Origin of the sequence: Roseateles chitinivorans (assembly GCF_002761755.1) — a bacterium.
Lineage (GTDB): Bacteria > Pseudomonadota > Gammaproteobacteria > Burkholderiales > Burkholderiaceae_C > Roseateles > Roseateles chitinivorans.
Genome location: NZ_PEOG01000060.1, coordinates 1 through 26134, shown reverse-complemented (window position 1 = coordinate 26134; position 26134 = coordinate 1). Strand labels below are relative to the sequence as shown.

The 26134-nt window shown below is 69.1% G+C and carries 22 protein-coding genes; 7 read left to right on the top strand and 15 right to left on the bottom strand.

Annotation, left to right across the window (positions count from 1 at the left end; translation table 11 throughout):
• The first annotated feature begins 97 nt into the window (after window positions 1-97).
• Complete coding sequence (gene yddG, locus CS062_RS19295; RefSeq protein ID WP_099863187.1) at window positions 98-1054, top strand: aromatic amino acid DMT transporter YddG; 957 nt, start codon at window positions 98-100, stop codon at window positions 1052-1054.
• A gap of 46 nt (window positions 1055-1100) precedes the next feature.
• On the opposite strand, the gene CS062_RS19290 is transcribed toward yddG, so the two are convergent.
• Together CS062_RS19290 and CS062_RS19285 are read right to left on the bottom strand one after the other, a co-directional pair.
• A complete protein-coding gene (locus CS062_RS19290; RefSeq protein WP_099863186.1) occupies window positions 1101-1664 on the bottom strand; it encodes a cohesin domain-containing protein in 564 nt (187 codons plus the stop codon).
• An 8-nt stretch (window positions 1665-1672) separates the two neighbouring features.
• Complete coding sequence (locus CS062_RS19285; RefSeq protein WP_099863185.1) at window positions 1673-4294, bottom strand: phosphocholine-specific phospholipase C; 2622 nt, start codon at window positions 4292-4294, stop codon at window positions 1673-1675.
• Between the two features lie 132 nt (window positions 4295-4426).
• Here CS062_RS19285 and CS062_RS19280 point away from each other — a divergent pair, with 132 nt between their 5' ends.
• Both CS062_RS19280 and CS062_RS19275 read left to right on the top strand, forming a co-directional pair.
• A complete protein-coding gene (locus CS062_RS19280) occupies window positions 4427-5233 on the top strand; it encodes an N-acyl homoserine lactonase family protein (RefSeq protein WP_099863184.1) in 807 nt (268 codons plus the stop codon).
• Between the two features lie 138 nt (window positions 5234-5371).
• Window positions 5372-6619, top strand: a complete 1248-nt coding sequence (locus CS062_RS19275) for a serine hydrolase domain-containing protein (protein ID WP_099863183.1) — start codon at window positions 5372-5374, stop codon at window positions 6617-6619.
• Between the two features lie 67 nt (window positions 6620-6686).
• Here the strand turns inward: CS062_RS19275 and CS062_RS19270 are convergent, their stop codons facing one another.
• Window positions 6687-7193, bottom strand: coding sequence for a cytochrome P460 family protein (locus tag CS062_RS19270; RefSeq protein ID WP_099863182.1), 507 nt, complete (start codon window positions 7191-7193; stop codon window positions 6687-6689).
• A 283-nt stretch (window positions 7194-7476) separates the two neighbouring features.
• On the opposite strand from CS062_RS19270, the gene CS062_RS19265 reads away from it, so the two are divergent.
• Window positions 7477-9237 (top strand): glycoside hydrolase family 16 protein, encoded by a 1761-nt coding sequence (locus CS062_RS19265; RefSeq protein WP_233218153.1) that lies wholly within the window; start codon window positions 7477-7479, stop codon window positions 9235-9237.
• A gap of 98 nt (window positions 9238-9335) precedes the next feature.
• Window positions 9336-9878, top strand: a complete 543-nt coding sequence (locus CS062_RS19260) for a YcxB family protein (RefSeq protein WP_099863180.1) — start codon at window positions 9336-9338, stop codon at window positions 9876-9878.
• Between the two features lie 21 nt (window positions 9879-9899).
• Here the strand turns inward: CS062_RS19260 and CS062_RS19255 are convergent, their stop codons facing one another.
• Complete coding sequence (locus tag CS062_RS19255) at window positions 9900-10256, bottom strand: ribonuclease E inhibitor RraB (protein ID WP_099863179.1); 357 nt, start codon at window positions 10254-10256, stop codon at window positions 9900-9902.
• A 161-nt stretch (window positions 10257-10417) separates the two neighbouring features.
• Between CS062_RS19255 and CS062_RS19250 the strand changes: the two genes are divergently transcribed.
• On the top strand, window positions 10418-10705 hold the full coding sequence (locus CS062_RS19250; protein WP_099863178.1) for a hypothetical protein: 288 nt from the start codon (window positions 10418-10420) through the stop codon (window positions 10703-10705).
• 24 nt (window positions 10706-10729) lie between these two features.
• Here the strand turns inward: CS062_RS19250 and CS062_RS19245 are convergent, their stop codons facing one another.
• From CS062_RS19245 to CS062_RS19195, 11 genes are all read right to left on the bottom strand, one after another.
• Entirely contained in the window at window positions 10730-11134 is a 405-nt protein-coding gene (locus tag CS062_RS19245) for a RidA family protein (RefSeq protein WP_099863177.1), read from the bottom strand.
• Window positions 11135-11269: 135 nt separating this feature from the next.
• A complete protein-coding gene (locus CS062_RS19240) occupies window positions 11270-11527 on the bottom strand; it encodes a putative signal transducing protein (protein ID WP_099863176.1) in 258 nt (85 codons plus the stop codon).
• 74 nt (window positions 11528-11601) lie between these two features.
• Window positions 11602-13134 (bottom strand): tryptophan halogenase family protein, encoded by a 1533-nt coding sequence (locus tag CS062_RS19235; RefSeq protein WP_099863175.1) that lies wholly within the window; start codon window positions 13132-13134, stop codon window positions 11602-11604.
• Window positions 13135-13214: 80 nt separating this feature from the next.
• The gene (locus CS062_RS19230; RefSeq protein ID WP_099863174.1) at window positions 13215-14246 is read right to left on the bottom strand and encodes a cupin-like domain-containing protein; all 1032 of its coding nucleotides are present in this window, start codon (window positions 14244-14246) and stop codon (window positions 13215-13217) included.
• Window positions 14247-14268: 22 nt separating this feature from the next.
• The gene (locus CS062_RS19225; protein WP_233218152.1) at window positions 14269-17295 is read right to left on the bottom strand and encodes a TonB-dependent receptor; all 3027 of its coding nucleotides are present in this window, start codon (window positions 17293-17295) and stop codon (window positions 14269-14271) included.
• A gap of 321 nt (window positions 17296-17616) precedes the next feature.
• Window positions 17617-18705: an ABC transporter ATP-binding protein gene (locus CS062_RS19220; RefSeq protein WP_099863173.1), complete on the bottom strand. Its 1089-nt coding sequence runs from the start codon at window positions 18703-18705 to the stop codon at window positions 17617-17619.
• 13 nt (window positions 18706-18718) lie between these two features.
• A complete protein-coding gene (locus CS062_RS19215; RefSeq protein ID WP_099863172.1) occupies window positions 18719-20113 on the bottom strand; it encodes a GH1 family beta-glucosidase in 1395 nt (464 codons plus the stop codon).
• A gap of 38 nt (window positions 20114-20151) precedes the next feature.
• The gene (locus tag CS062_RS19210) at window positions 20152-21024 is read right to left on the bottom strand and encodes a carbohydrate ABC transporter permease (RefSeq protein ID WP_233218151.1); all 873 of its coding nucleotides are present in this window, start codon (window positions 21022-21024) and stop codon (window positions 20152-20154) included.
• A gap of 12 nt (window positions 21025-21036) precedes the next feature.
• The gene (locus tag CS062_RS19205; protein ID WP_099863171.1) at window positions 21037-21972 is read right to left on the bottom strand and encodes a carbohydrate ABC transporter permease; all 936 of its coding nucleotides are present in this window, start codon (window positions 21970-21972) and stop codon (window positions 21037-21039) included.
• A 15-nt stretch (window positions 21973-21987) separates the two neighbouring features.
• Window positions 21988-23244 (bottom strand): ABC transporter substrate-binding protein, encoded by a 1257-nt coding sequence (locus tag CS062_RS19200; RefSeq protein ID WP_233218150.1) that lies wholly within the window; start codon window positions 23242-23244, stop codon window positions 21988-21990.
• A 139-nt stretch (window positions 23245-23383) separates the two neighbouring features.
• The gene (locus CS062_RS19195; RefSeq protein WP_099863169.1) at window positions 23384-24406 is read right to left on the bottom strand and encodes a LacI family DNA-binding transcriptional regulator; all 1023 of its coding nucleotides are present in this window, start codon (window positions 24404-24406) and stop codon (window positions 23384-23386) included.
• 264 nt (window positions 24407-24670) lie between these two features.
• Between CS062_RS19195 and CS062_RS19190 the strand changes: the two genes are divergently transcribed.
• Window positions 24671-26134, top strand: a 1464-nt coding sequence (locus CS062_RS19190) for a methyl-accepting chemotaxis protein (protein WP_143742415.1), incomplete at its 3' end; no start/stop codon positions are given.

Below are 26134 nucleotides of genomic sequence, written 5' to 3'. Positions count from 1 at the left end.
CCGCGTGGCGGCGGCTGCATGGAAAACGGTCAGGCACTGACTGGCGTGGGATCGATGGTCTACTTCCGGCCTGGCCGGAGACCGGAAGACGGTCTTCATGTCCTTGTCCGTCGACACGCTGGTCGACCTGCCTCGAGAGCCCCGTTTGTCCCGCAGTACCCAAGGCGCCACGCTGCTCGGCCTGATCGCCATCCTCTTCTGGAGCACCTCCGTCGGCGTCACGCGCAGCACGATCGAGTTCCTCGGCCGGACCGGCGCGCCGGCGGTGATGTTCACCCTGTCCGCCCTGCTGCTGCTGCCGACGCGCCGCCCGCTGCGCGAGTTGCCGCGGCGCTACCTCTGGCTGGGCGCCGCGCTGTTCGTCGGCTACGAGCTGTGCTTCGTGCTCGCGCTCGGTTTCGCGCGGACGCGGCACGAGGCCATCGAGGTCGGCATGGTCAATTACCTGTGGCCCAGCCTCACCGTGCTGTGCTCCGCGATCGCCGGCGGGCAGCGGCTGAATGCCTTGATGCTGGGTGGTCTGGCGCTGGCCTTCACCGGTGTCGTGACCGCCTCCTCGCCGCCCGAGGGGCTGTCGCTGGCGCGCTTCTTCCACAACGCCGCGTCGAATCCGCTGGCCTATGGCCTGGCCTTCGTCGGCGCGATCGTGTGGGCGCTCTACAGCACCTGCACCCGCTACATGGCCGAGGGCAGGAACGCGCTGTGGTTCTTCATGGCGCTGAGCGCGGTCGGCTTCTGGGTGGTGCATGCGCTCAACCCGGACCGCCCGCCGATGCAGGTGTCGGCGCATGTCGTCATCCAGGTCGTGCTCGCGAGCACCGCGGTGACGCTGGCCTACACGCTCTGGAACCTCGGCGTGCTGCGCGGGAACATCCATCTGCTCGGGTTGGCGGCCAACGGCACGCCGGTGATGTCGGCACTGTTCGCGTCGCTGCTGCTGAGCGCGCCCTTGCCGCCGGTCTTCTGGGGCGGCGCGGCGCTGGTGGCGCTCGGGTCCCTGGTTGCCGGGATCGGCGCGCGGCGCGCCGCCGGCCGCACCGATCGAGGCGCGTGATGGCCGACAGCGCGCCGATCGCCATCGCCGTGGCGACCAACGCGCTTTACCCGCCGACCCGACGCCGCGTCGTCACCCCCACCAGACCCAGGCCGAGCGCGGCGAGCAAGGCCGAAGCAGGCTCCGGCACGGCCGAGACCTCCAGCCGCAGCGAGGCATCGAGGGGCTGCGTGCCGCTCCACAGGTAGCCCAGGCCGTGGTTCAGGTTGGCGGCCTCGGTGATCAGGCCGACCTGCGTCGCACCGGCCTGCAGCGCGTCGAAGTGCAGCGTGCCCAGCAGCAGCGATCCCTGGCCCTGGTTGGCCATGCCGGGGAAGCTCGACCCGCCGAACTGGCCGGCGCCCAGCCAGGGGCTGTCGTCGTCCCAGCCGGCCGTTGGCGTGAAGCTGGCGAAGGACAGCCGGCTGGTGTCGTAGCTCAGGCGGAAACCGAAGGACAGCAGTTCCTCGTCGGCCGCGAGGCCGCCGAACGGATCGAGCACGCTGATCAGGAGGTCGACGCCTTCGCCGGCCTTGGCCGGTCCGGCCGCGGTCAATGTGACGGTCGCCGCATGCGTGCCGATGCAGGCAAGCGCCAGGGCGGTGGCGGCGATCAGGGGTTGGAGCTTCATGGAAATTCTCACAGGCTGCTGAAGAGCTGGTACCAGACGCGGTAGTCCGCTTGGGTGACGCACTTGTCGCCGTCCATGTCCGCGAGCGGCTCGAAGCGCGTGTCGCCGGCGCAGCTGCCGATGGCATTGCGCAGCGCGTCGCGGTCGGCGGCGGTGATCGCGGCGTCGGCATTCACGTCGCCGGGCTTGCGCACCCGCACCGGCAGGCGCGGCGCGGCCTCGCCATAGCCGTCGTTGAGGAACAGGCCGAGGAAGTAGTCGCCTTCCGGCTGGCCGGCGAGCGGGAAGCTCTGCGATCCCGACGGGCTCGCCACATAGTTCCACTTCAGCGATCCCGGGCCGCCCGGCGTCATGCCGACGCGGTACAGGCCGATCCAGTGGGTCGTTCCCGCGGGGAGGCCGCTCCAGCTCAGCGCCACGGCGCCGCCGATGCGGACGCGGTCGACATCCGCCCTGAAGCTCACCTGCGGCGTGCTCGGCGGCAGCACCGGTGGCGCATTCCAGGCGACCTGGCCCAGCCCGTTCAGGACCGGGTCGGTGAAGTCCAGCCCCGCGCCCTCGACGTGGCCGGCCAGGCGGCGACGGAAGGCGCCGTCGCCGTCGACGGTGACCACCAGGTCGTACCAGCCGTAGCTCGCGGTGACCGACCGCACATGGTCGCGGCTGGACAGCGCCGGCACGTCGATCGTCACGACCGCCGGGTCGCCATAGGCGTTGTCGACGATGCGAAAGCGCATCGGCTGTGCGCTGGCGTTGCGCAGCGTCAGCGTGAGGCTCGCGCTTGCCGGCTGCTCCCTCAGGCTGGCCGCGGCCAGACGGCCGATGCCGTCGAAGCTCATGCGGAACTCGCGCAGGAAGCCGTTGTCGCCATGCACCGCCAACTGCATGCCGGCGCTGCCCCAGTTCCAGACCTCCTGGTCGATGCGCTTGCCGGGCTCGACCGTGTAATGCCATGGGCCATCGGTGCGCAGCGTCGAGTACACGATGAAGGTGGCCGTGGCGCTGCCCTCGTTCGCGAAGCTCAGCGCGAACTGGCGGGCGTTCGTGGCGGCGATGCCGTCGACGCTGGCGCGGTAGGGCAGCGGTGCCGCCCGGCGCGGTACGCCGCTGGTGGCCTTCTCCTGGCGGGGCAGGCTCTGGTTGGCCGGCGGCAGCGCGTCCCTGGTGCCCCAGCCCTTGAAGTACACCGCGGTGGCCGGGACGCTGGACGGGAAGGCGGCGCCGCCGGACTTGAAGTCGAAGGCCCTGGTCATGTCGCCGCAGACCGCCCGGCGCCACGGCGAGATGCCGTCGCACCGCACGCTCGCACGCGCGTGGCCCAGGCTCACCAGCCATTCTTCGGTGAAGCGGATCAGCGAGGTGTGATCGAAGCGCTGCGAGCAGACGCGGCCGCCCTTGCTCCAGGGCGAGATCACCAGGGTCGGCACCCGCGGGCCCAGGCCGATGGGCTGGCCGTTGGCCACCTCGCCGATGGTGGCGTCGGTCATCGTCGTGCGGCCGCGATCGGCGTTCAGCGGGGCCATCACCGACGGCATGTGGTCGAAGAAGCCGTCGTTCTCGTCGTAGGTCAGGATCAGCGCGGTCCTGGCCCAGACCTCGGGCGACTGCACCAGCGCCTGCAGCAGGCGCGCGGTGAAGTGCTCGCCGGCGTTGGGCGTGTCGTCGGGATGCTCGCAGTACTCGGTCGGCGCGCAGATGTAGGACAGGCGCGGCAGCGTGCCGGCCCGAACGTCGGCGGCGAACTCGTCGATCAGCCACTGGCCGGTGGTGCCCGCGGCATTGGCCTGTGTCGAGCCCGCGGCCAGGGCACGCCCGCGGCGATACAGCGGCGAGGCGCTGGTGAGCTTCCGGCCGGCCGCGTCGGTGCGGAAGTTCTTGAAGTACTGGAGGTAGTTGTCGCCGTAGTTGTCCCACTCCTGGTAGACCTTCCAGCTGACGCCGGCCGCCTCCAAGGTCTCGGCGTAGGTCAGCCACTCATTGCCCCGGGCGGCGGGGTTGTCGTTGGCGATGTCGCCGTTGTAGGTGCCGCCGGTGACGTTGTAGAGACGCGAGTCCGAGATGCCGGTCACCACCGCGTTGCTGTGGCCGCTGAGCGCGTAGAAGCGGTTCGGATCGGTGGGGCCGAAGATCGAGCAGTGGTATGCGTCACAGACGGTGAACGCGTCGGCCAGCGCGTAGTAGAAGGGCAGGTCGCTGCGGTCGAAGTAGCCCATCGTGCGGGGGGACTTCTTCGGCACCCACGCGTTCCAGTCCTTCCAGGCGGCCTCGGTGCCTTTCCAGCTGTGATCCAGGCCGATGCGCAGCGCATTGGTGTTGCGGATGTCGAAGTGGTAGGGCAGGACCTGCGAGCCGACGGCGGTGCCGGGCTGCATCCAGACCGGCTGGCCGGTGGGCAACGCGATGGGGCGCGGATCGCTGAAGCCGCGCACGCCGGACAGCGTGCCGAAGTAGTGGTCGAAGGAGCGGTTCTCCTGCATCAGGATGACCACGTGCTGGATGTCGGCCAGTGATCCGGTCGCGTTGTTGGCGGGGGTGGCGAGCGCCTGGCGCAGGGTCTGCGCGAAGGCCTGGCTGCCCGCCATGCCGGCGACCGCGGCGGTCAGGAAGGACCGGCGGGATGTCGTGCTCATGAGGCTTCACCTGGGGAGGTCGTGAAGCGCGTGATTCTTTTGGCGCAGGAAGACAGCAGCGTGAAGGAATGGCACAGGCGGGCGGGCCCCGGTTGTCGTGGCTATCATCGCCCCCGCAGACAAGGAGTCGAAATGGCATCACGCTTCTGGTTGGCGCTCCAGGTGGGCGCGTTCTTGGGCCTGTCCAGCCTGTCGGCCGCGGCGCAGGAGGTCACCCTGACGCGGCTCGACTGCGGCAGCGGCAGCAACGACCCGCGACGCTTCAGCGACACCTACGCCTACACCGAGACCTCGAAGCCGTTCACCTTCAGCTGCTATGTCATCCGGCACGGCGCCGACGTGATGGTCTGGGACACCGGCTACCTGCCGGGCTCGGTGCCCAACGCCACCAACAAGCCGCTGGCCGACCTGCTGCGGCAGATCAGGGTCGAGCCGGGCGAGGTGAAGTACGTCGGCATCAGCCACTACCACGCCGACCACACCGGCCAGCTGGCCCCGCTCAAGAACGCGACCCTGCTGATCGGCAAGGGCGACTGGGACGGCATCACCGCCACGCCGCCGATGAGCGGCGCCAATGCGAAGGGCTTCGCCGAGTGGATCGCCGAGAAGCGCAAGGTCGAGACGCTGAGCGCGGACAAGGACGTCTTCGGCGATGGCAGCGTCATGATCCTGCGCGCGCCGGGGCACACGCCGGGGCATTCCATGCTGCTGGTGCGGCTCAAGGAGATGGGGCCGGTGCTGCTGAGCGGCGATGCGGTCCACTTCCATGAGAACTACGAGCACGACGGCGTGCCCGGCTTCAACGACGACCGCGCGCAGACGCTCGCGTCGATCCAGCGGATGAAGCAGATCGAGAAGAACCTGAAGGCGACGGTCATCATCCAGCATGACCCGCGCGACATCGGCAAGCTGCCCGCCTTTCCCAACGCGGCGAAGTAGGCGGCGCGGCGATGCGCCGACGCCCTGACGCCGATCCGTCGGCGGACGGGATTCCTCGGCGCTTCTTGATCAGGCGGACGGATCGCGTCCCGGAAACCGGGCGCGATTACAGGCGGGTACGGCCCTAGCATCGCGCGCATGACGCAAGTTCCTTCCCGACGCCGTGTCCTGGGTGCGGCACTGGCGGCGCCGGCGGTGGTCGCCGCGGCGCCCGCTCCCTCCGCAACCGCAACCGCGCCAATCCTGCGCCTGTCGCCCGGGCTCCCCGGCTCGGAACTTTCGCCGCGGCGCATCGACCAGGCGCTGCGACGCATGGTGGCCGACGGCCGCGCGGCGGGGGTGTCGGCGCTGGTCTGGCAAGGCGGCGCGGAGCGCTATTTCGGCGCCTACGGTCAGGCCGATGTCGAGGCGAAGCGGCCCATGGCCCGCGACACGCTCGCGCGCATCTGGTCGATGACCAAGCCGGTGGCGTCGGTCGCCCTGATGCGGCTGTGGGACGCGGGCCGGTTCCGGCTCGAGGATCCGCTGGCGCTCTACCTGCCCGAGTTCAAGTCGATGCGGGTCCATGCCGACGACGGTCGCGGCGAGCGACCGGCCGAGCGGCCGGTCCTCGTGCGCGATGTGCTGCTGCACACCGCCGGCCTGACCTATGCCATGGAGGACGGCCCCGCCGACCGCGCGTTCCGCGCCGCGAGCCCGTTCGAGCGAGCCGCCGACCTGGCCGCCTTCAGCCGCGCGGTGGCCGCGCTGCCGCTGCGGCACGAGCCGGGCACGGCCTGGCACTACGGCACCTCGACCGACATCGTCGCCCGGCTGGTGGAGGCGCTGGCGGAGGAGCCTTTCGATGCGCATGTGCGTCGCCATGTCCTGCGGCCGCTGGGCCTGCGGGAGACCGACTGGACCGCGCCGGTCGAACTGAAGCACCGGATGGCCGCGACCTACCGCCTGCCTGCCGATGGCAAGCCCGAGCGCGAGCCCGATCAGCCGTTCACCTTCGCCAGCGGCGGCGCGGGCCTGATCGGTCCCATCGACGATTACCTGCGCTTCGCCCGGATGCTGCTGGGCGAGGGCGCGCTGGACGGCGTGCGCCTGCTGCGCCCGGCGACGGTGCGGCTGATGCTGGTCGACCACCTCGATCCGGCGATCACGCAGCGGCATTTCATGACAAGCCCCGGCATGGGCTTCGGCCTCGGCGGCTCGGTGCGTACCGCGCCGCCCCTGCCGGACGAGCCGCCGGGCGCGGTGGGCGAGTTCTCATGGGGCGGTGCCGCGTCGACCCTGTTCTGGATCGACCCGGCGAACCAGCTCGCGGTGGTCTTCTTCGCCCAGAAGCTGCCCTTCGACGACGCCCTGCATCGCGACCTGCGGCGCGCGGTGTACGGCTAGCCCGTCGGGCGGGTCCGCCAATCAAGGAAGAGGCTCGGCAGACGGGACTCAGGCACCTCCGCGGCGCTCAGGGCGCCAGCCTGGTGAACACATCGTCGCGCGCCTTCACGAGCGCGTTGTGGCAGGCGAAGCAGGTCTGGTGCTGGGCGGCGTCGACCGGCTGGCCATCGATGAATCGGCCATAGCCCCAGCCGCCGCTGTCGGCATAGCGCTTCGAGTCCTTGACCATCACCTGCACCGTCGTTGGCGCGCCAGGCACGGTCGCGGCGGGGAACTCGGTCGAGCGCTGCCGCTTCCACGCCAGCTTGACCAGCATGGCGCCATCGGGGAACGGCAGCTTGCCGAGGCGGTAAGCCTTCATCGCGATCGGATTGCCGACGACGGCGCGCAGTTCGTCGAGCGGTGCGTCCTCGGTGGCGACGCCCACCATCTCCCATTGGCGATAGCCGTCGGGCAGCACCACGCCGTAGATCGGCGAGGCGGGTTTCGATGACACGCCCTCCGCCGACGACGGGAGCGACGTGGCGGTGAGCGAGGCCAGGATGAGCAACGAGGCGAGACGGGGGGCATGCATGGGGATCCTCCTGCCGAGTGGGGCGATGCCACGGATCAGACCAAATTCATCCCCGACCGGGCATTGAACCTTGGTATGAGCGGAGCCACGCGTTGATCGGGGCTTCCCGCGGTTGCATTCAAAAACCCGCATGCCGTGAAAGCGCTTTCAAAAGTCATCGATATTGCCTAGGATGCCTGCCGCCGGAGAGAAGTCGCGAGCCCGGACGAGCGCCGCAGAGCGCTGGCCGGATCGCGCCGATCGGTGCCCTCCAGCACACCATCGACACCTCTTGGAGACATGAATGGGAATTCAGAATCGCCTCGACGCTCAGGGGATGCTGCGCGCCGCCGCCGTGGGCTTGTGCGTCGTTGCCGCCGCGCCCGCCTTTGCCAGCGTCACCAATCCGACCATCGGCCGCCTGTTGTGGTCCGAGGAATTCAACGGCGCCTCGTTGAACACCAGCCTATGGACGCCCTATGACGGCAATGGCTGCCAGATCAACCTCTGCGGCTACGGCAATGCCGAGCTCGAGTACTACAGCCCGAACAACCTCTCGATCGCCGACGTGCCTTTCGAAGCCGGCACGCGGGCATTGGCGATCCGCGCGCTGCGCCAGACCATCGGCAGCAATGAGTTCACCTCTGGAAAGATCGATTCCTACGGCAAGGTGCAGGTGCAGTACGGAATGATCGAGATCCGCATGGCCACGCCGCAGGTCGCCACCGGCCTGTGGCCGGCCGCGTGGCTGCTGGGGACCAGTCCGCAGGTCTGGCCGCGCAAGGGAGAGATCGACATCGCCGAGCTGGGCCATCGCGCCTCCGCGTGGGCCGCGGCGGGGGCGCCGTCGCCCGACCACTTCGTCGGCGCCAACGTCATCACCTGGTCGCAGGCGGCCTGTGTGCCGGGCAATGAATCCTGCGCGGCCTCCACCGCGTGGCAGACCAAGAACTGGTACAAGCCGCAGGCCTCCCTGGCGAATCGCTTCGTCAAGTACCGCTTCTACTGGACCGAAAGCCAGATGCGATTCACCGTCGTCGACAACGATGGCGAACACGACATGTACGACGCGCCGCTGCCGGTCAACTCGACCGCGCTGCAGGCACCGTTCTATCTGCTGCTGAACATGGCGGTCGGTGGCAACTTCACCGATGCGGCGACGCCGTCGCAGGTGACGGCGCCATTGCCTGCCACGATGTACGTCGACTACATCCGCGTGTATGAGCTCGACGGCAAGGGCGAGGTGAAGCTGGGCAACCAGGTCGTGCCGGAGGTGGCCGGCAGGTTCGGCGTGTTCACCGACAACACGGTGGTCAACAACAAGCTGGTCGCCGGCAGCACTTCCGACATCTTCCTGTGGAACGGCGCCTCGACGGCGGCTGGCAACACCCTGCCGTATGAAGGCAGCAATGTCATCGCGTGGAGCTACAACACGCCGGGGCAGTGGTTCGGCGGTGGCATCCAGTCCCGCCAGATCCGTGACCTGACCAACTACCGCAATGGCCAGCTGAAGTTCCGGATCAAGATCCCGGCCAATGTGTCCTTCAACATCGGCATCGGCGACACCTACACCAACCAGAACTGGGTGAACTTCCCGGCCAACACCACGGCATTCGGCCTGGTGCGCAATGGCGAATGGGCGACGGCGACCGTCCCGGTGTCGACCCTCATCGGACCGAAGGTCGCGCTGCAGTCGATCGCCGACATCTTCATGTTCTCGGGCGACAACAACCGGCTGCCGACCTCGGCCTTCCAGTTCGCGATCGATGACGTGGTGTGGGAGTCCGGGACGACGACGCAGGAGCCGCCGACGCCGGCAGGCATCACCCAGCCGTCGGCGACCACGGTCAAGTTCACGGAGCCGACCGGGACCTGGGCCGACGTGCATTACACGATCAATGGCGGCGGCCAGTTGAACGTGCGGATGCTGAAGGAAGGCAGCGTCAACGCCTACACGGTGACCGGACTGAAGAAGGGCGATGTCGTGCGGTTCAACTTCACCTACTGGGATCCGGCCCGCAATGGGGCTTACGACACGGCGCCGGAGAGCTACACGATGAAGTGAGCGCGGGAATGAGGCGCCAGCGGCAATGGCGCAGGCGCCTCATTCGAGCCAGGCCGAAGCGTCGGCCTGGCTCTTGATTCGGCCGGACATGGCACGACATGGCCCGCATGCTCTATCCGCGCCACCCGAAACCCGTCGTCGACCCCCGGCCCGTCGCCACCCATTCGATTCGACAGGAGCAACAGGCGCCGATGCCCTTGCTCGGTCCAGCGCGGCCGCCAGACGACCGGATGCCGTCCAGGCCTTCTCCGGTCATTCGCTTCACGGTCCGCTATGGCCTCCGCGAGTACCTCTCGGTCGTGCTCGACCACCTACCCGTTGCCCTGCAGGCGCGCGGAAGGGCGCACCAGCGCATCGGTGTCCTCGGTCGGCTCACTGTGTCGTTGGTGGCGACGCCGATGTTTCTCTTGAAGCGCTGGCGAGTCGGCGATTGCCAATTCGAGATCGACGCGAACGGGATCACGCGCTGCAGTCGACGCCCTCCACTCGCGGTGCCCTGGCACGAGGCGACGGCTGTCCACCGTTACCGCAAGGCCTACCTCCTGGTGAGCGGGCGCGGTTCGATGCCGTTGCCCCATCGCTGTTTCAGCGAGACGCAGCGTCAGCACTTCGAACGATGGATCGCGGAGGCCGGGCATTAGCCGGCCCGCGGTGACGACGGGTCAGTCGACGATCTCCGCGCCCCATCCGTCGTAGACCACGCCATGCGTCTGCGCCAATGCCTCGAATTGCGCCGACAACGCCATGAGCGCGTCCAGATCGGGAATCATGCGGCGGGCGGCGACCACCTGCCAGGTCGGTGCATCGACCTCCGGACCGAAGATCCGCACATCGAAATCCAATTCGGCCAGGGCGTGCGCGATCGACATCGCGGCGGCTTCGTCGGCGGCATCGAACGCGAATTCGGGGACATGCGGCAAAGAAAGATCCGCGCCGAGTTCCACCATCTGCGCCAGCACCTTGGCGTCCGGATCGTCGTTGTTGGCCAGGCGATCGAGGAGTTCGGGGGGAGTCGGCATGGGTGCGGCGGATGAGAGAGTGAGTAATGGCCTGCCACCATCGGTCGCGGTGGTGCGGGATCATCCCACGCGCCCTGGCATTTCACGCCGACTTCACCGCTGGCCTTCATTGCCTTCACGTCGGCGGTCGAGACTCCGGGAGGACATCGACGGAGCGACCCATGATCACTTCTTCTCACTCCCGCCTGCCGGCCTGGCGCATCGCGCTGTGGGGCTTTGCCGCCCTGGCGCTGCTTGCGCCCGGCGTGGCCATGCAATTCACCAGCGAAGTCCGGTGGGACTTGGCCGACTTCCTCGTATTCGGCGGGATGTTGCTGATTGCCTGCGGGGCTTTCGAGTTGGCCATGCGCCTGACGTCCCAGCGGCGATCGCGCTGGATTGCCGGCGTGGTCATCGCGGCCCTGTTCCTGCTTGTCTGGGCCGAACTGGCAGTCGGCCTCCTTCATTGAAGCCGGCGGCGACCGCCATGACCGTCAGGCCGCCGGGCCGTCCGGCAGCTTCGCGATGACCTTGATCTCGAACTGGAAGCCGGACAGCCAAGTCACGCCGACGGCGGTGGCGGTGGGATAGGGCGCCTCGCCCCAGAACTCGGCGGCGACGGCCCAGGCGCGCTCGAAGTGGGTGTGCGGATCCACCATGAAGACGGTCACGTCGATGACGTCGCGGAAGCTGCAGCCCGCCGCCTCCAGGATGGCGTTGAGGTTCTTGAACGCGAGGCGGACCTGCTCGTCCCGATCCGGCTCGGGCGACCCATCGGCGCGGCTGCCGACCTGACCGGACACGAACAGCAGCCCATTGGCGCGGATGGCAGGGGAGTAGCGATGCAGCTCATAGAGCGCGTGGCGATCGGGCGGGAAGACGACATCTCGAGTGACCATGACTGGCATTCCTTGGAAGGACGATTGCGGATGCGCTCACTGTAGGAATCCACCGCCTGCCGATAAACCAGCAGTTCGCACAATCACCGTTTGCTGTGGCCAAACAGTGAGCCGTCGCCCGATGGCCGCCGGGTCCTACTCCTCCAACCGGAACGCCCCCGCCTCGAAATCGGCGATCGTCGCGCGCGCGGCGGCGAGCTGCGAGGCCGGCACCAGCACGCGCACGCCACCGACGGCCGGGGAGAGCAGCGAATAGTTCTGCACCATGTGCTCGTCCGCCAGGTGCGGCGTGAGCGCGGCGGACCTGAGCACGCCCATCAGCAGGTGGGCCTCGATGGGCGAGTCGCGGGTGGCGACACAGACGAAATCGTCGGATGTGGCATCGGCGGGCATGGTTCCTCCCAGAGGCCCGCAGCTTAGACCGCTTCCCGCGCGGACGCATCCGTCGCCTGGCCGGTGCCGCGCGCTCAGGCCGGCACCGGCACCCGCCACTGGGTGCCTGGCGCATATCGCGCGATGTATTGCTGATGCCCCGGCATCTGCTGCACCGTCTGGTCGATGCGCGTCTTGATCCCGCCCAGGAAGCCGGCGAGTTCGCGGTCGCTCATCAGGTCGGCCGTCGGATGGTGCTGCTCGGGCATCAGCCCCTGGCCCAGCATCACCTGGATCCAGGAGTTCTCGGTGAACAGCTCATTCGGTCCACGGAACACGCGGCCGGTCTCGCGGAACAGGTCCAGCCGGTGCCGCAGCGACGCCGGCACCGGCATCTCGCGCAGGTCGCGCCACATCGGCGAATCCGTCCGCTGCTGCAAGTGGTAATGCAGCACGATGAAGTCGCGGATGTGCTCCAGTTCATGTCGCATCTGCGCGTTGTACTCGTCGATGTCGGACTGCCGGATCCCCTCCTTCGGGAACATCTGCAGCAGGCGGATCGCGCTGCGCTGGATGAGGTGGATGCTGGTGGACTCCAGCGGCTCCAGGAAGCCGCTCGCCAGACCCACGGCCACGCAGTTGCGCCGCCAGACCACGTCGCGCTGGCCCGGCTTGAAGCGGATCACGCGATGCGGCGTCAGCACCTCGCCCTCGATGTTGCCCAGCAACGCCGCGCGCGCCGTGTCGTCGTCGGTGTAGCGGCTGCTGAAGACCACGCCATTGCCGACGCGGTGCTGCAGCGGAATCTGCCACTGCCAGCCCCAGGGATGCGCGATCGCGCGCGTGTAGGGCACCGCGTCCCGCACCGACGCGGTCTGCAGCGCGATCGCGCTGTCGCAGGGCAGCCAGTGCGACCAGTCCTGGTAGCCGACGCCCAGCGTCTGCCCCAGCAGCACCGACCGCATGCCGGTGCAGTCGACGAAGAGGTCCCCCTCGATCTCGGACCCGTCCTGCAGCTTCAGCGCGCGCAGGTCGCCGTCGGGACGCAGCAGCACCTCGGCGATCCGGCCCTCGATGCGCCGCACGCCGAAGCCCTCGCTGAAGCGACGCAGGAAGGCGCCGTACAACGACGCGTCCAGGTGGAACGCGTAGTTGATCCCGTCGCCCGGCAGATGCGCGAACCGATGCTGCTGGGCCGCGCGCAGCTCGAGGCAGTAGTCGCCGTAGTCCGACGCCAACCCGCGTTCGCGGCCCTTCATCCAGAAGTGCTGGAAGCCCGCCGTCCAGTGGTCGATGCCGGTGCTGCCGAATGCGTGGATGTAGGTGGCATCCCGGTCGCGCCAGCCCTCGAACTGGATGCCGAGCTTGATGGTCGCCTGCGTCGCGGCCATGAACTCCCGCTCGTCCAGTCCCAGCAGCTGGTGGAAGGTGAGCATCGTCGGGATCGTCGCCTCGCCGACGCCGACGGTGCCGATCTCGTCGGACTCGACCAGGCGGATGTCGAGCTGCTTGCCCAGGTGCTTGGCGATGCAGGCGGCCATCATCCAGCCGGCCGTGCCGCCGCCGGCGATGACGACGCGCCGTACCGGTTGGCGGGGAACGGACGGGGCGGGGGGCGTGGGGGTCATGGCGTCTCCTCCATGTCGTGGGTCGGGCGAACCGGGGCGCGGATGCGGGGCGCGGATGCGGGCGTCCGCAAGGACGTCGCTCAGCGCTGCCGCAGGCGCTGGATCAGGTGAGCGCGCAGGTGCCCGGCGCCCTCGGTGGTGATCGGGGCCAGCGCATGGCGGGCATGCGCGGGGATGTGGGCCGAGGTCTGCGCATCGGCATTGAACACGTAATGGTCGAAGATCCCCTGCCAGGCGCGTCGCTGCGGCGCCGGCAGATCGCGCAGCGACAGCAGCGCCAGCATCAGCGCGAAGACCGGCGGATCCATGTGGGCCGGCGACTGGCGCCACCAGTAGTTGATCAGGACGTTGAACGCGTCCAGCGCCTCCACCTGATGCCACCACATGCTCGGGATGTAGAGCGCGTCACCCGGTCCCAGCTCGGCGACCTGCGCATGCTCGAGCGCCTGCGCGAAGCGCGGGAATCGCTCGAAGTCGGGCTGCTTCAGGTCCACCAGGCTGACCGGTTGGCCGGCCGGCGTGAAGTCGATCGGACCGACATACAGGTTGGCCAGTTGCTCCGGCGGGAACAGCGTGAAGCGGCGATGGCCGGCCGCGACGCAGGCGATGTTGTCGGGCAGGTCGTAGTGGGGCGCGATGCGGCTGCGATTGCCCAGCCAGATGCTGGCCAGGGCCTCTGGCGCCTCGGTCGTGTCCGCGGTCGCCAGCGACGACAGGTCCAGGTCGTTGTGCGCGCGGAAGCCGGGCAGGCAGTCGTCGACCGTCGTCGAGCCGACGTAGTAGCAGGGCGGACGCTCGACCGCGGCGAGCTGCAGGAGTTCCTCCATCAGCGTCGGCAGCGGCGCGTCGGCCCGGCCGAAGTTCATGCCGGTGAAGTCGTCGTTGTAGAAGATGCGGCCGTCGATCTCCGGCGGCCCGGTCATGATGGCCACCGGCGCGCCGCGCCAGCAGCCATGCAGGTAGTCGACCGCGGCGCGATCGGATCGCAGCGCCTCCCGCACCATCGGCCAATGCGACACGAGGCCGCGCAGCACCACCGGCTGCGCGGCCTCGATCAGCTGGGGAGGAAGCCGACCCGGCACCAGGTCGTGGAGTTCTCGGATCGGCTTCATGCGGGCATCGCCCCGGGCGGGGTCAGAACTTGTAGCGGAGGCCCAGCATATAGCGGCGTCCCGTCTGGGTGACCGCGTACACCTCCTCCTTGGTCCGGCCATGCTGGCGCAGGACCGAATCGCCGAGGTTGATGACTTCGGCCTGCAGGCTCAGGCGTTCGCTGAAGTTGTAGCCCAGGCTGACGTCCACCTGCGAGTAGGGCTCGGTGAAGATCGGCGCCGAGCGTCCCAGCGTGTTGCCGTCGTTGACCGCGGCCAGGAACTTGTCGCGCCAGTTGTAGGCCACGCGCACGCTGAACTTCGCGTCCTCGTAGAAGCCCACCAGGTTGGCCGAGTCGCTCAGGCCCACCAGCGCGTACTGCTGCGCGAAGCTCATGTTGTCGTACTTGAGCCCCGACTTCACCTTGGTGTAGTTGGCCGCGACGCCGAAGCCCGAGTTCCCGAACGTGTGCTGCACGTTCAGCTCGAAGCCCTTCAGGCTGTTGGACTGGGTGTTGGCCGGCACCGTGATCTGGAAGTTGGCGACGGGGTCGCCGGGCTGGCCGGCGATCGTGCCCAGGGCATTGCCGTTGGTGTCGAAGCCGGTCCGGGTCACGCCCTGCTGGCCGTTGTAGGTGTTGAGGATGTAGTTCCGGATGCAGGTCAGGTCGGTGCCGCAGGCGCCGGTGGTCGAGGCCTCGTTGTAGAGCTTGCCGCCGATCGGCGTGTGCAGGTTGAACGGGGTCGCGTTCTCCAGCGTCGAGCCGATGTAGTTCGAGATGTTCTTGCGGAAGAAGCCCGCCGCCACATAGCTCGACTTGGCGTAATAGAACTCCAGCGACAGGTCGAAGTTCTTCGCCTTCAGCGGCTTCAGGCCGGGGTTGCCCTGCGAGCCGGTGCCGCCGTTGACCCGCGCCAGGTCGTTGAGCGTCTGCCCGCCCTGGATCGCGTCCCAGCCGGGCCGGCCGATCGTCGTGCCGTAGCTGGCGCGCAGCTTCAGCTTGTCGGTCAGGTCGGCGTCCCAGTCGATGCTCGGCAGCCAGTAGCTGTACTTGCCATCCAACGTGGTGAAGCCGGGATCGCCCTTGAGCACCGTCAGCTCGTTGTTGGAGCCCCAGGTGATGCCGGTGGCGATCGGCACCAGCGCGCTGGAGCTCACCTTGGTGCGCTCATAGCGCATGCCCAGGGTGGCGCTCATCGGCACGCCCAGTTCCCATTCGCGGGTGTACTCGGCGTAGGCGCTGCTGGACTTCTCCGTCGTGCGGCGGTCGGTCGAGAACACCGGCGAGGCCTGGTACTTCGACGGGTCGCTCCAGGCCTTGGCGGCCAGGTCGCGCACGGTGGCGAAGTCGAAGGTATAGAACTGGGTGAACAGGCGCGGATCGCCGACGCCGCCGATCTTGCCGAAGAAGTCGCGCAGGTCCTGCGGCAGCCAGACGGTGTCCGGATAGTCGGCCGGATTGGTCGCGCCGCCCCAGGTGTCGAGCTGGACATTCGAATAGGCCGAGCGGTTCTTCACCTTGGTCAGGCCGACGCCGAAGTCCAGCTTGGACTCGTCGCTGAGCTGGTAGCTGCCGCGCAGCTGCTGCTGGTCGACTTCCGACTTGGTGTAGCTGTTGCGGAAGGACGATCCGGTGACCAGCTGCCGCGACGCATCGCGGGTGGTCGTGGGCATGATCAGCACCGGCAGGTCGTTGCTGAAGTCCACGCTGGTCTGGCCGCGGTTGAAGCTGGCCGTGCCGATCACGTTGTTGCTGCCCCAGGGGCTGTCCGCGCCCGAGGTGGCCGTCGAGCGGTGCGCGTCGAACTCGACCCGCAGCCGGTCGGTGGCCTTCCAGTCGGCATTGAAGCCGAGCGACTTGTTGTCGTTCTTGGTCGCGAAGTCGGCGCCGCCCATCGACAGATCGGCATTGCCGGCGGCGATCAGCTCGGTGTAGTTGAGCGGGGCCGCGACCGGGCCGCTGGTCCACGAACTCGACGACGGGCCGAAGCTGAACCAGGCCGACAGGTCATTGCGGCGCGTGTGCACCTTGTTCTGCGAGAGCGTGTAGTCCAGCGTCGTCGTCAGCGACTTCGTCGGCGCGAACTGGAAGGTCACCTGACCGTTCGTGCGCTCGCGGCTGACGCCGTTCATGTTGTAGTTGACGTTCTGCGGCAGCGAGTAGACGTCGCTCGCGCCCGGACGGTTGGTGATACGGTCCGCGCCCGGCTGGCCCGGCAGCGGGATCGCGCCGTTGCCGACCTCGTCGCCCTTGAACGGCAGCCAGCCGTTGGGCACGCCGGCGCTGTTGTAGCCGAGGTCGCGCTTCTGGTAGCTGCCCGAGACGGCCACGCCGAACTTGCCGTCGCCAAAGGTGGTGCTGTAGATGCCGGAGACCTCCGGCGTCACGCTGTCGCCCTTGAGGTTGTCCGGCAGGCGCGAGTTGCCGCCGTCATGCACCGCCTTGACGCCGATGCTGGCGATGGTCTTCTTCGTGTCCAGCGGACGCGCGGTCTTGATGTTGATCGTCGCGCCGATGCCACCGGTCGGGGAGCTCGCGCGGCTGGTCTTGTAGACCTCCAGCGCCGCGATCGATTCGGAGGCCAGGTTGGCGAAGTCGAAGGCGCGCGAATTCGATGCTGAGGTGTCCGCGATCGACGAGGCCGGCATCTGGCGGCCATTGAGCAGCACCAGGTTGAAGTCGGGGCCGACGCCGCGCACGGTGACCTTGGAGCCTTCGCCCATCGAGCGGTCGATCGACACGCCCGAGATGCGCTGCATCGACTCGGCCAGGTTGGTGTCGGGGAACTTGCCGATGTCCTCGGCGACGATGCCGTCGACCACGCCGCGCTGCTGGCGCTTGAGGTTGAGCGAGGTGTCCAGCGACTGCCGGATGCCGGTCACGACGACGGTGTCGATCTGCGCGTCGGCGGCCTTGCGCTGTGCCTCGGACGCGGCCGCCTTGGGCGCCGCCGGGGCCTGCTGGGCGTGCGCCGCGGCGACCAGGAACAGCATCGCGCAGGCCGCCGCCACCGGTTGGCGCTGCGGTCCGCGGCCCTGCCGCTGTCGGGTGGGGTGGACGTGTTTCATGTGTCTCCTTGTTGTCTCTCAGTCTTGGCCATGACCCACGTGCGACGGCGGGCCCGAGGTATGCAGGGCAAGCTGGATCCGGATCTCGTCAGGGCACGGCTTCGTTGGCCGTCGCCCCGTCTGTCCTTCGCTTTCAGGACACGCCGCCAGTCGCACCGGAGGGCGCGTTGCGGATCATCTTGAAAGCGCTTTCAGAATTTAACTGCTTCGGCTCCGGGTCCTCTACTGACTTTCCCTAGCGAGGGGTCCGCGCCACACCGGGCGCGGGGGTACTGCGGAACTTGGGGGGCGGCCCGGTGGGCGCCCGGGGGAGGTCGTGGTTCAGGCCGCGACCGGGACGGCGGGGCGCGCGTCCAGCGCGCGGGATTCGGCGTCGAAGCCCAGGGCGTGCTCGGCACTGGCGATCAGGCCGACCGTGTCGCCGTCGTGCAGGGCGCCCGCGCCGGCGGGCAGCTTGGCGGTGAGCAGTTCGGCGATGCCGTCGACGCGCAGGTGCAGGATGGACACGTCGCCCAGATGCTCCGCCAGCACGACGGTCGCCGGCACCGCGCTCTCGTCATGGCCGGCGGCCAGCTGCAGGTGCTCGGGCCGCAGGCCCAGGCGAGCCGCCGCCGGACGCGCGGCACCCCCGAGCGCCTCCCACAGCCGCCGCGCTGCGCCGGGCGCATGCGCGGCCGGACGCTCGATGAAGTTGATCCGCGGCGCGCCGAGGAAGCCCGCGACGAAGGCATTGGCCGGACGGTGGTAGAGGTCCATCGGCGCGCCCAACTGCTCGATGCGGCCCTGGTTGAAGACGGCGATGCGATCGCCCATCGTCATGGCCTCGACCTGGTCGTGGGTGACGTAGATCATGGTGGTGCCGAGCTGCTGATGCAGCCGGGTCAGCTCGATGCGCATGTCCACCCGCAGCGCGGCGTCGAGGTTGGACAACGGTTCGTCGAACAGGAAGACCTTGGGCTTGCGCACGATCGCGCGGCCGATGGCCACCCGCTGGCGCTGGCCGCCGGAGAGCTGCTTCGGGGTGCGCTGCAGCAGGTCGGTGATGCGCAGGATCTCGGCGGTGCGGCGCACCTGCTCGTCGCGTTCGGCGCGACTCACGCCGGCCATCTTCAGGGCGAAGCCCATGTTCTCCGCCACCGTCATGTGCGGATAGAGCGCATAGCTCTGGAACACCATCGCCGCGCCGCGGTCGGCGGGGCGCAGGTCGTTGGCGCGAGCTCCGTCGATCAGCAGGTCCCCGCCGCTGATCTCCTCCAGGCCCGCGATCATCCGCAGCGTCGTGCTCTTGCCGCAGCCCGACGGGCCGACGAAGACCATGAACTCGCCGTCCCGCACGTCCAGGTCGATGCCCTGGATCACCTCGTGATCGCCGTAGCGCTTGCGGATGCCGCGCAGCGTGACTTGTCCCATGCCGGTCTCCCGATCAACCCTGGCGCGCCGCGCGCCGTCCCAACACGAAGTCGCGGTAGGCGAGCGCGCTGTCCTTGGGCGTGCGTCGCTGCGTCGCGTAGTCCACATGCACGATGCCGAAGCGCTTCTCGTAGCCCGACGCCCATTCGAAGTTGTCCATCAGGCTCCACACCATGTAGCCGCCCATCGGCACGCCGCGCGCGATCGCGTCGCCCACGGCGGCGATGTGGGTGTCGAGGTAGCCGGTGCGGTCGGCGTCGTGCACCCGGCCGTCGCTGCCCAGCGGATCGGGGAAGGCGCCGCCGTTCTCGGTGACATACAGGCGCTTCGCGCCCGGATAGTCGCGGTGCACCGAGACCAGCAGGTCGGTCAGCCCCTGCGGATAGATCTCCCAGCCCATGTCGGTCAGCGGCAGGCCGCTGCGCTTGGCGTCGACCGGGCCCTCGGCGCTGACCATGCCGCGCGAGTAGTAGTTGATGCCGACGAAGTCGATGGGCACGCGGATCCGCTCCATGTCCCCCGCCTGGACCCGCGGTGCGTCGTCGCCGAGGTGATCCAGCACGTCCTGCGGATAACGGCCGTCGAAGAGCGGGTCCATGTACCAGCGACGGAGCTTGCCGTCCTCCAGCCGAGCGGCGGCGCGGTCGGCGTCGGACTCGGTGGCCGGGTACATCGGGGCCATGTTCAGCACGATGCCCAGCGCGGCCTTCACGCCCAGCGTTCGCATCGCGCTGACCGCCAGGCCGTGGCTCAGCAGCAGGTGGTGAGACACCTGCGCGGCCAGCTTGCGGTCCTTCAGCCCGGGCGCGAAGACGCCCATCTCATGGCCGAGCTGCGCCACCACCCAGGGCTCGTTGTGCGTCGCGATCGAGACGACCTTGTCGCCCAGGCGCCTGGCGATGCCGACGGCGTACTCGACGAAGCGATCGACGGTGGCGCGGTCGCCCCAGCCGCCACGGTCCTGCAGCGCCTGCGGCAGGTCCCAGTGGTTCAGCGTCAGGTAGGGCTTGAGGCCGCGTGCGAGCAGGCCATCGACCAGGCGCTCGTAGAAGGCCAGGCCCGCCTCGTTCCATGCGCCATCGCCGGTGGGACGCACCCGTGGCCAGGACACCGAGAAGCGATAGGCATCGACGCCCAGGTCGCGGATCAGGTCCAGGTCCTGGTCCAGGCGGGCGTAGTGCTCGCAGGCCACGTCGCCGTTGCTGCCATCGGCGATCGCGCCGGGCTGGCGGCAGAAGGTGTCCCAGATGGACGGTCCCTTGCCGTCGGCATCGTGGGCGCCTTCGATCTGGAAGGCGCTGGTGGCCACGCCCCAGACGAAGTCGGCGGGAAAGGCCTTGGAAGCCGCCGTCGGCAGTGCGCCGGAGGCGATGTCGGCCGCGGGCGAGGGGGAATTGGAAGAGGGCATCGAGGCAGGGTGTTTGTGTTTGTCGGAAGAGGCGCGTGTCACTTCACCGCGCCCACGGTCAGGCCCGAGATGAGCTGCCGCGAGCAGAGGACGAAGAGCACGATCAGCGGCAGCGTCGCGATGGCGGATCCGGCCATCAGCGCGCCCCATTCGGTGTCCACCGGGCTCTGCAGCGATCGGAGCGCCAGCGGCAGCGTGTACATGTCCGGCGAGCGCATGACGACCAGCGGCCCGATGAAGTTGTTCCAGGACGAGATGAAGGTGATCAGCCCCAGGGTGCCGAGCGCCGGCTTGAGCAGCGGCAGCACGATGCGGGCATAGATGCCCAGCTCGCCGCAGCCGTCCATCCGCGCCGCCTCGACCAGTTCGCGCGGCACGGCCGAGGTGATGAACTGCCGCATCAGGAAGATGCCGAAGGCGCTGGCGGCGCCGGGGATGTAGAGCGCGCGCGGCTGGTCGATCCAGCCGAGCAGGTCCATGATCATGAAGCTCGGGATCATGTTCATGAAGCTGGGCAGCAGCATCGTGCCCATGACCAGCCCGAACAGCGCCTTCTTGAAGCGGAACTCGTACATCGCGAAGGCATAGCCGCCCATCGAGCAGAACAGCAGCGTCAGGCCGGTGTTGCACAGGCCGACGTAGAGGCTCAGGCCGAGGTTGCGCCAGAACGGCAGGCGCCGGGTCAGGATGTCGACGTTGTTCAGGAAGTCGTTGCCGAACCACATCGGCGGCGGCAGGCTGAAGATCTCGGTGCGCGAGTGGGTCGCGAAGACGAACATGAAATAGAACGGCGCCAGCATGATCAGCGCGCCGGCCCCGACCAGCAGGTAGGCGGCCCAGGCGGTCATGCGCGGCGGCTGCGCGGCGCGCGGCGCGGTGGCGTCGAGGGAGGCGTGCATCGTGGTGCTCATGGCGCGGCGTCCTCAGTCGTCCTTGCGCCGGAAGGCGCGATTCGTCAGCCACGTCAGCGCGGCCACGACCAGGAACAGCAGCCAGGACATCGCGCTGGCCGCGCCGAAATCGTTGAAGTCGAAGGCGTTGCGGTACAGGTAGACCGCCGCGCTCATGCCGGCCTGGTCGGAGCCGCCCTTGCCGCCGGTCAGGATGAAGGGCTCCTCGAACAGCTGCAGGCCGCCGATGACGCTCAGCGTCACGCCGAAGAAGATCATCGGCCGCAGGCTGGGCAGCGTGATGTGGAAGAACTGCTGCAGGCGGCTGGCGCCGTCCATCGTCGCGGCCTCGTAGAGATCCGGCGGGATGGTCTGCAGCGCGGCCAGGTAGAGCACGACATTGAAGCCGACGTAGCGCCAGAAGACGATGGTCGAGATGGCGGGCTTGAGGGCGTCGGGATCGTTGAGCCAGTCCACCGCGGCCTGCGGCATCAGCTGGCCCAGCAGCGGGATCTCGCGCAGCGTCGCGATGGCGAGGTTGATCAGGCCGTAATCGGTCGAGAACAGCGAGCTGAACAGGATCGCGATCGCGACCGAGGAGGTGATGTAGGGCAGGAAGTAGGCCCCGACCATCGGATTGCGCCAGCGCTTGAAGGCGATGTGCAGGAAGGTGGCGAGCGGAATGGCGACCAGGTGCTGCGGCACGCCCGAGGCGATCGCGAGCCAGGCGGTGTTGCGCATCGACTTCCAGAACCACTCGTCCCGCAGCGCGAAGGCGAAGTTGTCCAGGCCGACCCAGTGCATCGCGCCCAGGCCGCTGGTGGGCTCCCAGCTGTGGAAGGCCAGGTAGAGCGAGAACAGCAGCGGGAACAGCCCGAAGACCACGAACAGCAGCAGGAACGGCGCGAGCAGCGCATAGGGCGCGTGGCGGGGCGAGAGGCGCAGGGCGGGAGGGAGTCGGAAGTTCATCGTCGTCGTTCCGTGTCAGCGCCGCGCGCGTTGCAGGAGCAGCCGCTGCGCGTCGGCGAGCGCGGTGGCGATGTCCTTGTCGCGGTCCAGGACCTTGTCGAGCTCGGTGTCGATGACCTCGCGGGCGAAGGCGTCCTGCTTGTGGACCGGGAAGGCGCGGATGTGGCTGGCCGCATCGCGCCAGTCGCGGCGCGCGGACTGGCCGCCGAGGAAGGGCAGCGGCTGGTCGTAGAAGGCATCCTGCTGCGCATCGACCAGCGCGGGGAAGGCGTCCTGCGACTTGAAGGCCGCGAGCTGCTGCGCGCGGTTCATCGTCATGAAGCGGATGAAGGCATAGGCCATAGGCTTGCGGGCGGCGTCGCCATGGCGGGCCATCGCGAAGAAGGTGCCGCCATAGGCGGCGAAGGCGCCTTCGGGCAGCTGCGCCGCGCGCCACTTGCCGCGGGTGCCGGGCGCGAGCCAGGTGTTCAGGTGGCCGGCCAGCCAGGCGCCGGACATCTGCGTGGCGATGCCGCCGCGCTTGAAGCCCTCGGTCCAGTCGGAGGACCAGGCGGTGACCTTGGCATCGAGGTGCTGGCGACGCACGGCGCGCGCCAGCTCGAAGGCGCGGACGAAGCGGGCGGAGGTCACCAGCGGCCGCGAGTCCTTGTCGAAGTAGAGGCCCTCGCCCGGTTGCAGGCCGGTGCGGATCAGGATGTCCTTCATGTCGCGGGCGTGCGCCATCAGGTAGGCGCCGGTCGTGGCCTTGATCCGGACGCCGGCGGCGACGTAGCCGTCCCAGCTCCGCGTCAGGTCGGCTTCCTGGAGGCCGGCACGCGCCAGCAGGTCGGCGCGGTAGAGCAGGGTGCCCGGGCCGATGTCGGTGGGGACGGCCAGCACCGCACCGGCCGGCGTCGTCGCCTGGTCGAAGGCGTAGCCGACGAAGCGCGCGCGCTCACGGCCGAGCTCGTAGGGCGGGCGGGACAGGTCCTCGAGGCCGGTGCCCTGGGCGAATCGGCCGAGGTAGCCGATCTCCAGTGCCATCACGTCGGGCAGGCCCTTCGCGGTCGAGAGCGCGGTGGTCATCGCGGTGTGATGGTCGTTGAGCTCGCGGCTCACGATCTTCACCTCGACCTCCGGATGCAGTTGCTTCCAGGCCGGCAGCGCGGACCGGACGATCTCGTCGATCGCCGGGAAGGCGGCGACCGTGAGCGTCGTCGGCGTGGGCGTGACGGGCGCGCCGGTCGGCTGAGCGGCAACGCCTGACCCCGCCTGGACCAGGGCCAGGGTCAATGTCGCCGTGGATAGCCATCGGGCCCACTGCCGCATGCTGCGTGTCTCCGTCGTTGGTGTCGTTATGAAAGCGCTTTCATGATATCGACCGATCGGATGGGAACGTACCAGGGTTATCGCTAGGGCCGGGGTCGCCCGATCAGAGCGCGCGCGTCGACGAGCGGATGATCAATCGCGGCTCGGGCAGCTGTGTCGTCGGCGTCTTGTCGGCCAGCAGCTCCAGCAACGCCTGCGCGGCGCAGCGACCGAGTTCGAGGCCGGCTTGATGGATCGTCGTCAGCGGCGGGATGGCATGCGCCGCGCCAGCCAGGTCGTCGAAGCCGACGATGGAGACGTCCTCCGGCACGCGCAAGCCGCGGCGGTACAGCGCCAGCGAGGCGCCGAAGGCCATCTGGTCATTGGCCGCGAAGATCGCGGTGAAGGGCTCGCGGCTGTCGATCAGGCGCTCGGCGGCCATCACGCCGCTGTCCTCATGGAACAGGCCCGGCAGCACCAGCGCCGGCTTGTACTTCACGCCCGCCGCCTCGAGCGCCGCGCGGTAGCCCTTCAGGCGCTCCTGCGCGTCGGGGTGGACCGGGTCGCCGGCGATGAACGCGATCTTGCGATGGCCCAGCGTCAGCAGGTGGTGCGTCGCCAGGCGCGCGCCTTCGAAGTCGTTGAAGTTCAGCGCATGCAGGCTGGGCGCCTTCAGGGTGCGGCCGGTGACGACGACCGGCAGCTCCTTCGCCAGCTTGCGCAGCGACTCGTCGCTGAGCCGGCCGGTGAGGACGATGATCCCGTCGACGCGGCGCGAGCGCAGGGTGTCGATGCAGCGCTGCTCTTCCTTGGCGTTCCAGTGGCCGCTGGCGAAGAGCGGAACGAAGCCGGCCGCGTCGAGCACCTCCTCGATGCCGCGCAGCGCGACGCCGTAATAGGGGCTGTCGATCGCCTGGGTGACGACGCCGACGCTGAGCGAGCGTCCGCCCGCCAGCACGCGCGCGATCGGATTGGGGACGAAGCCGAGTTCCGCGATGGCGCGGTCGACGGCGTCCTTCTTCTCCTGGCTGACGACGGCGGTGCCGTTGAGGATGCGCGAGACGGTGCTCGGCGAGACCCCGCTGGCTTCGGCCACCATGCCCAGCGTCACCTTCGATGACGGGCGGGCGGACTTGGAGCTCTTCATGGGCGGGATGGCGTTGTCGTTGGGCGCGGGCGAGTTTAAGGGACGCCGCCGGGCCGCTGGCAAGCCGGTGCGACCGGGCGAGGAGGGGCGCCGCCGCGGATCGCGCGGGCGGCCGAGCGGCGCGACCACGCCCCGCGCGAATCGTTAAATAGCGCCGCTTCCCGGCCGTCCTCGCGCCGCCCGCGCGCGTTTTCCCGCCGCTGTAACGAAGCGTCGCAAGACTGCCGGCGTCTTTGGAAGTCCCGGCCTCCCGGCCTTTGCCCCATGTCCTTGAAGCACCGTCTCGCCGTCGTCGCCCTGCTGTGCGGCGCCGTCTGCCTGCTACCCACCGCGCAGCTCGGTTTCAACCTGCTCGGCGCCTTGCGCACTGTCCAGGCGCAACGCGCCGCGCTGCCCGCCAACCAGGCGTGGCAGCGCGTGATCGCCGAGCTGTCGGAACACCGCCTCGCCTCGGCGACGGCGTCCAGCCATCCCGAGCAGGCCACCGCGCGGGACGCCGCGGCCGCCCGGATCAACCGGGCCTTCGACACGGTCCTGGCCGAGCTCGCCGCCGTGCCGCGGGCCGCTCCGCTGATCGAGGACGCGACGCGGCTGCGGGACCAGTTCAAGGCACTGCACGGTCAGGGCGTGAACCAGATGCTGCAGGTCCAGTCGCCGCGTTACCGCGCCTTGCTCGATGGACTCTTCGATGCGATCGGGCAGTTGAATGCCCGGTCCGGCTTGCTGATGCAGGCGGACGGCGCCACCTATTTCAATGTCGTGGCAGGCCTGCAGGTCGCGCCGCAACTGACGGACACGCTGGCCGAGCTCGGCGCGATCGCGGCCGCCGCGGCGGTGGACGACGTGGCGGCCGTCGGCAGCGCGGCGGGCCGCTATCGCGCCGATCTGCGCCAGCTCGCCGCCGCGCTGCGCCAGGCCGAGAACGCGGACCCGGCCCACGCCGCCGACCATGCCGAGACGCTGCGCCGCGTCGCCCAGCAGCGCCAGGTGGTGCTGGAGGCGCTGGAGGCCTCGGCGAAGGATGTGAACTATCCGCTGGACCAGCTCGTCGCGACGCTGAAGAAGGGCGCGGTGCTGCAGTCCGAGCTGTCGGCGCGGGTGATGGCCACGCTCGCGCAGCGGCTCGACGACAGCGAGTCCGCCGTCGCCCGCCGCTTCCTGCTGACGGCGGCCGTCGTGATCGGCGGGTTGATCGCGATGGGCCTGCTGCTGTGGCGCACGCTGCTGGGCGTGTGGCGTCCGATCCGGGAGGCGGAGCGGCTGACCGAGCGCATCGCGCAGGGCGACCTGAGCGCCGATTCCGACTGGCACACCCGCGACGACCTGGGCCGCATGCTCGACGCGATCCGCTCGATGCGGGATCGACTGCGCGGCCTGGTGACGCAGATGCAGGTGGCCTCCGGCGAGATCCATGGGGCCGCCGACGAGATCGCCTCCGGCAACCAGGACCTGAGCGTGCGCAGCGAGCATGCGGCCGCTCGGGTGCAGGAGGCCTCGAGCAGCGTGCAGCGGCTGTCCGAGACGCTGGACGGCACGGCCCAGGCCTCGCGGCGCGCGCGCTCGCTGGCCGACGAGGCCAGCGCCAGCGCCGCCGCGGGCGGTCGCATGGTGCAAGGCTTCGTCGACACCATGAGCGCGATCGGCGCGAGCTCGAAGCGGATGTCGGAGATCGTCGCGGTGATCGACGCGATCGCCTTCCAGACCAACATCCTGGCGCTCAACGCGGCG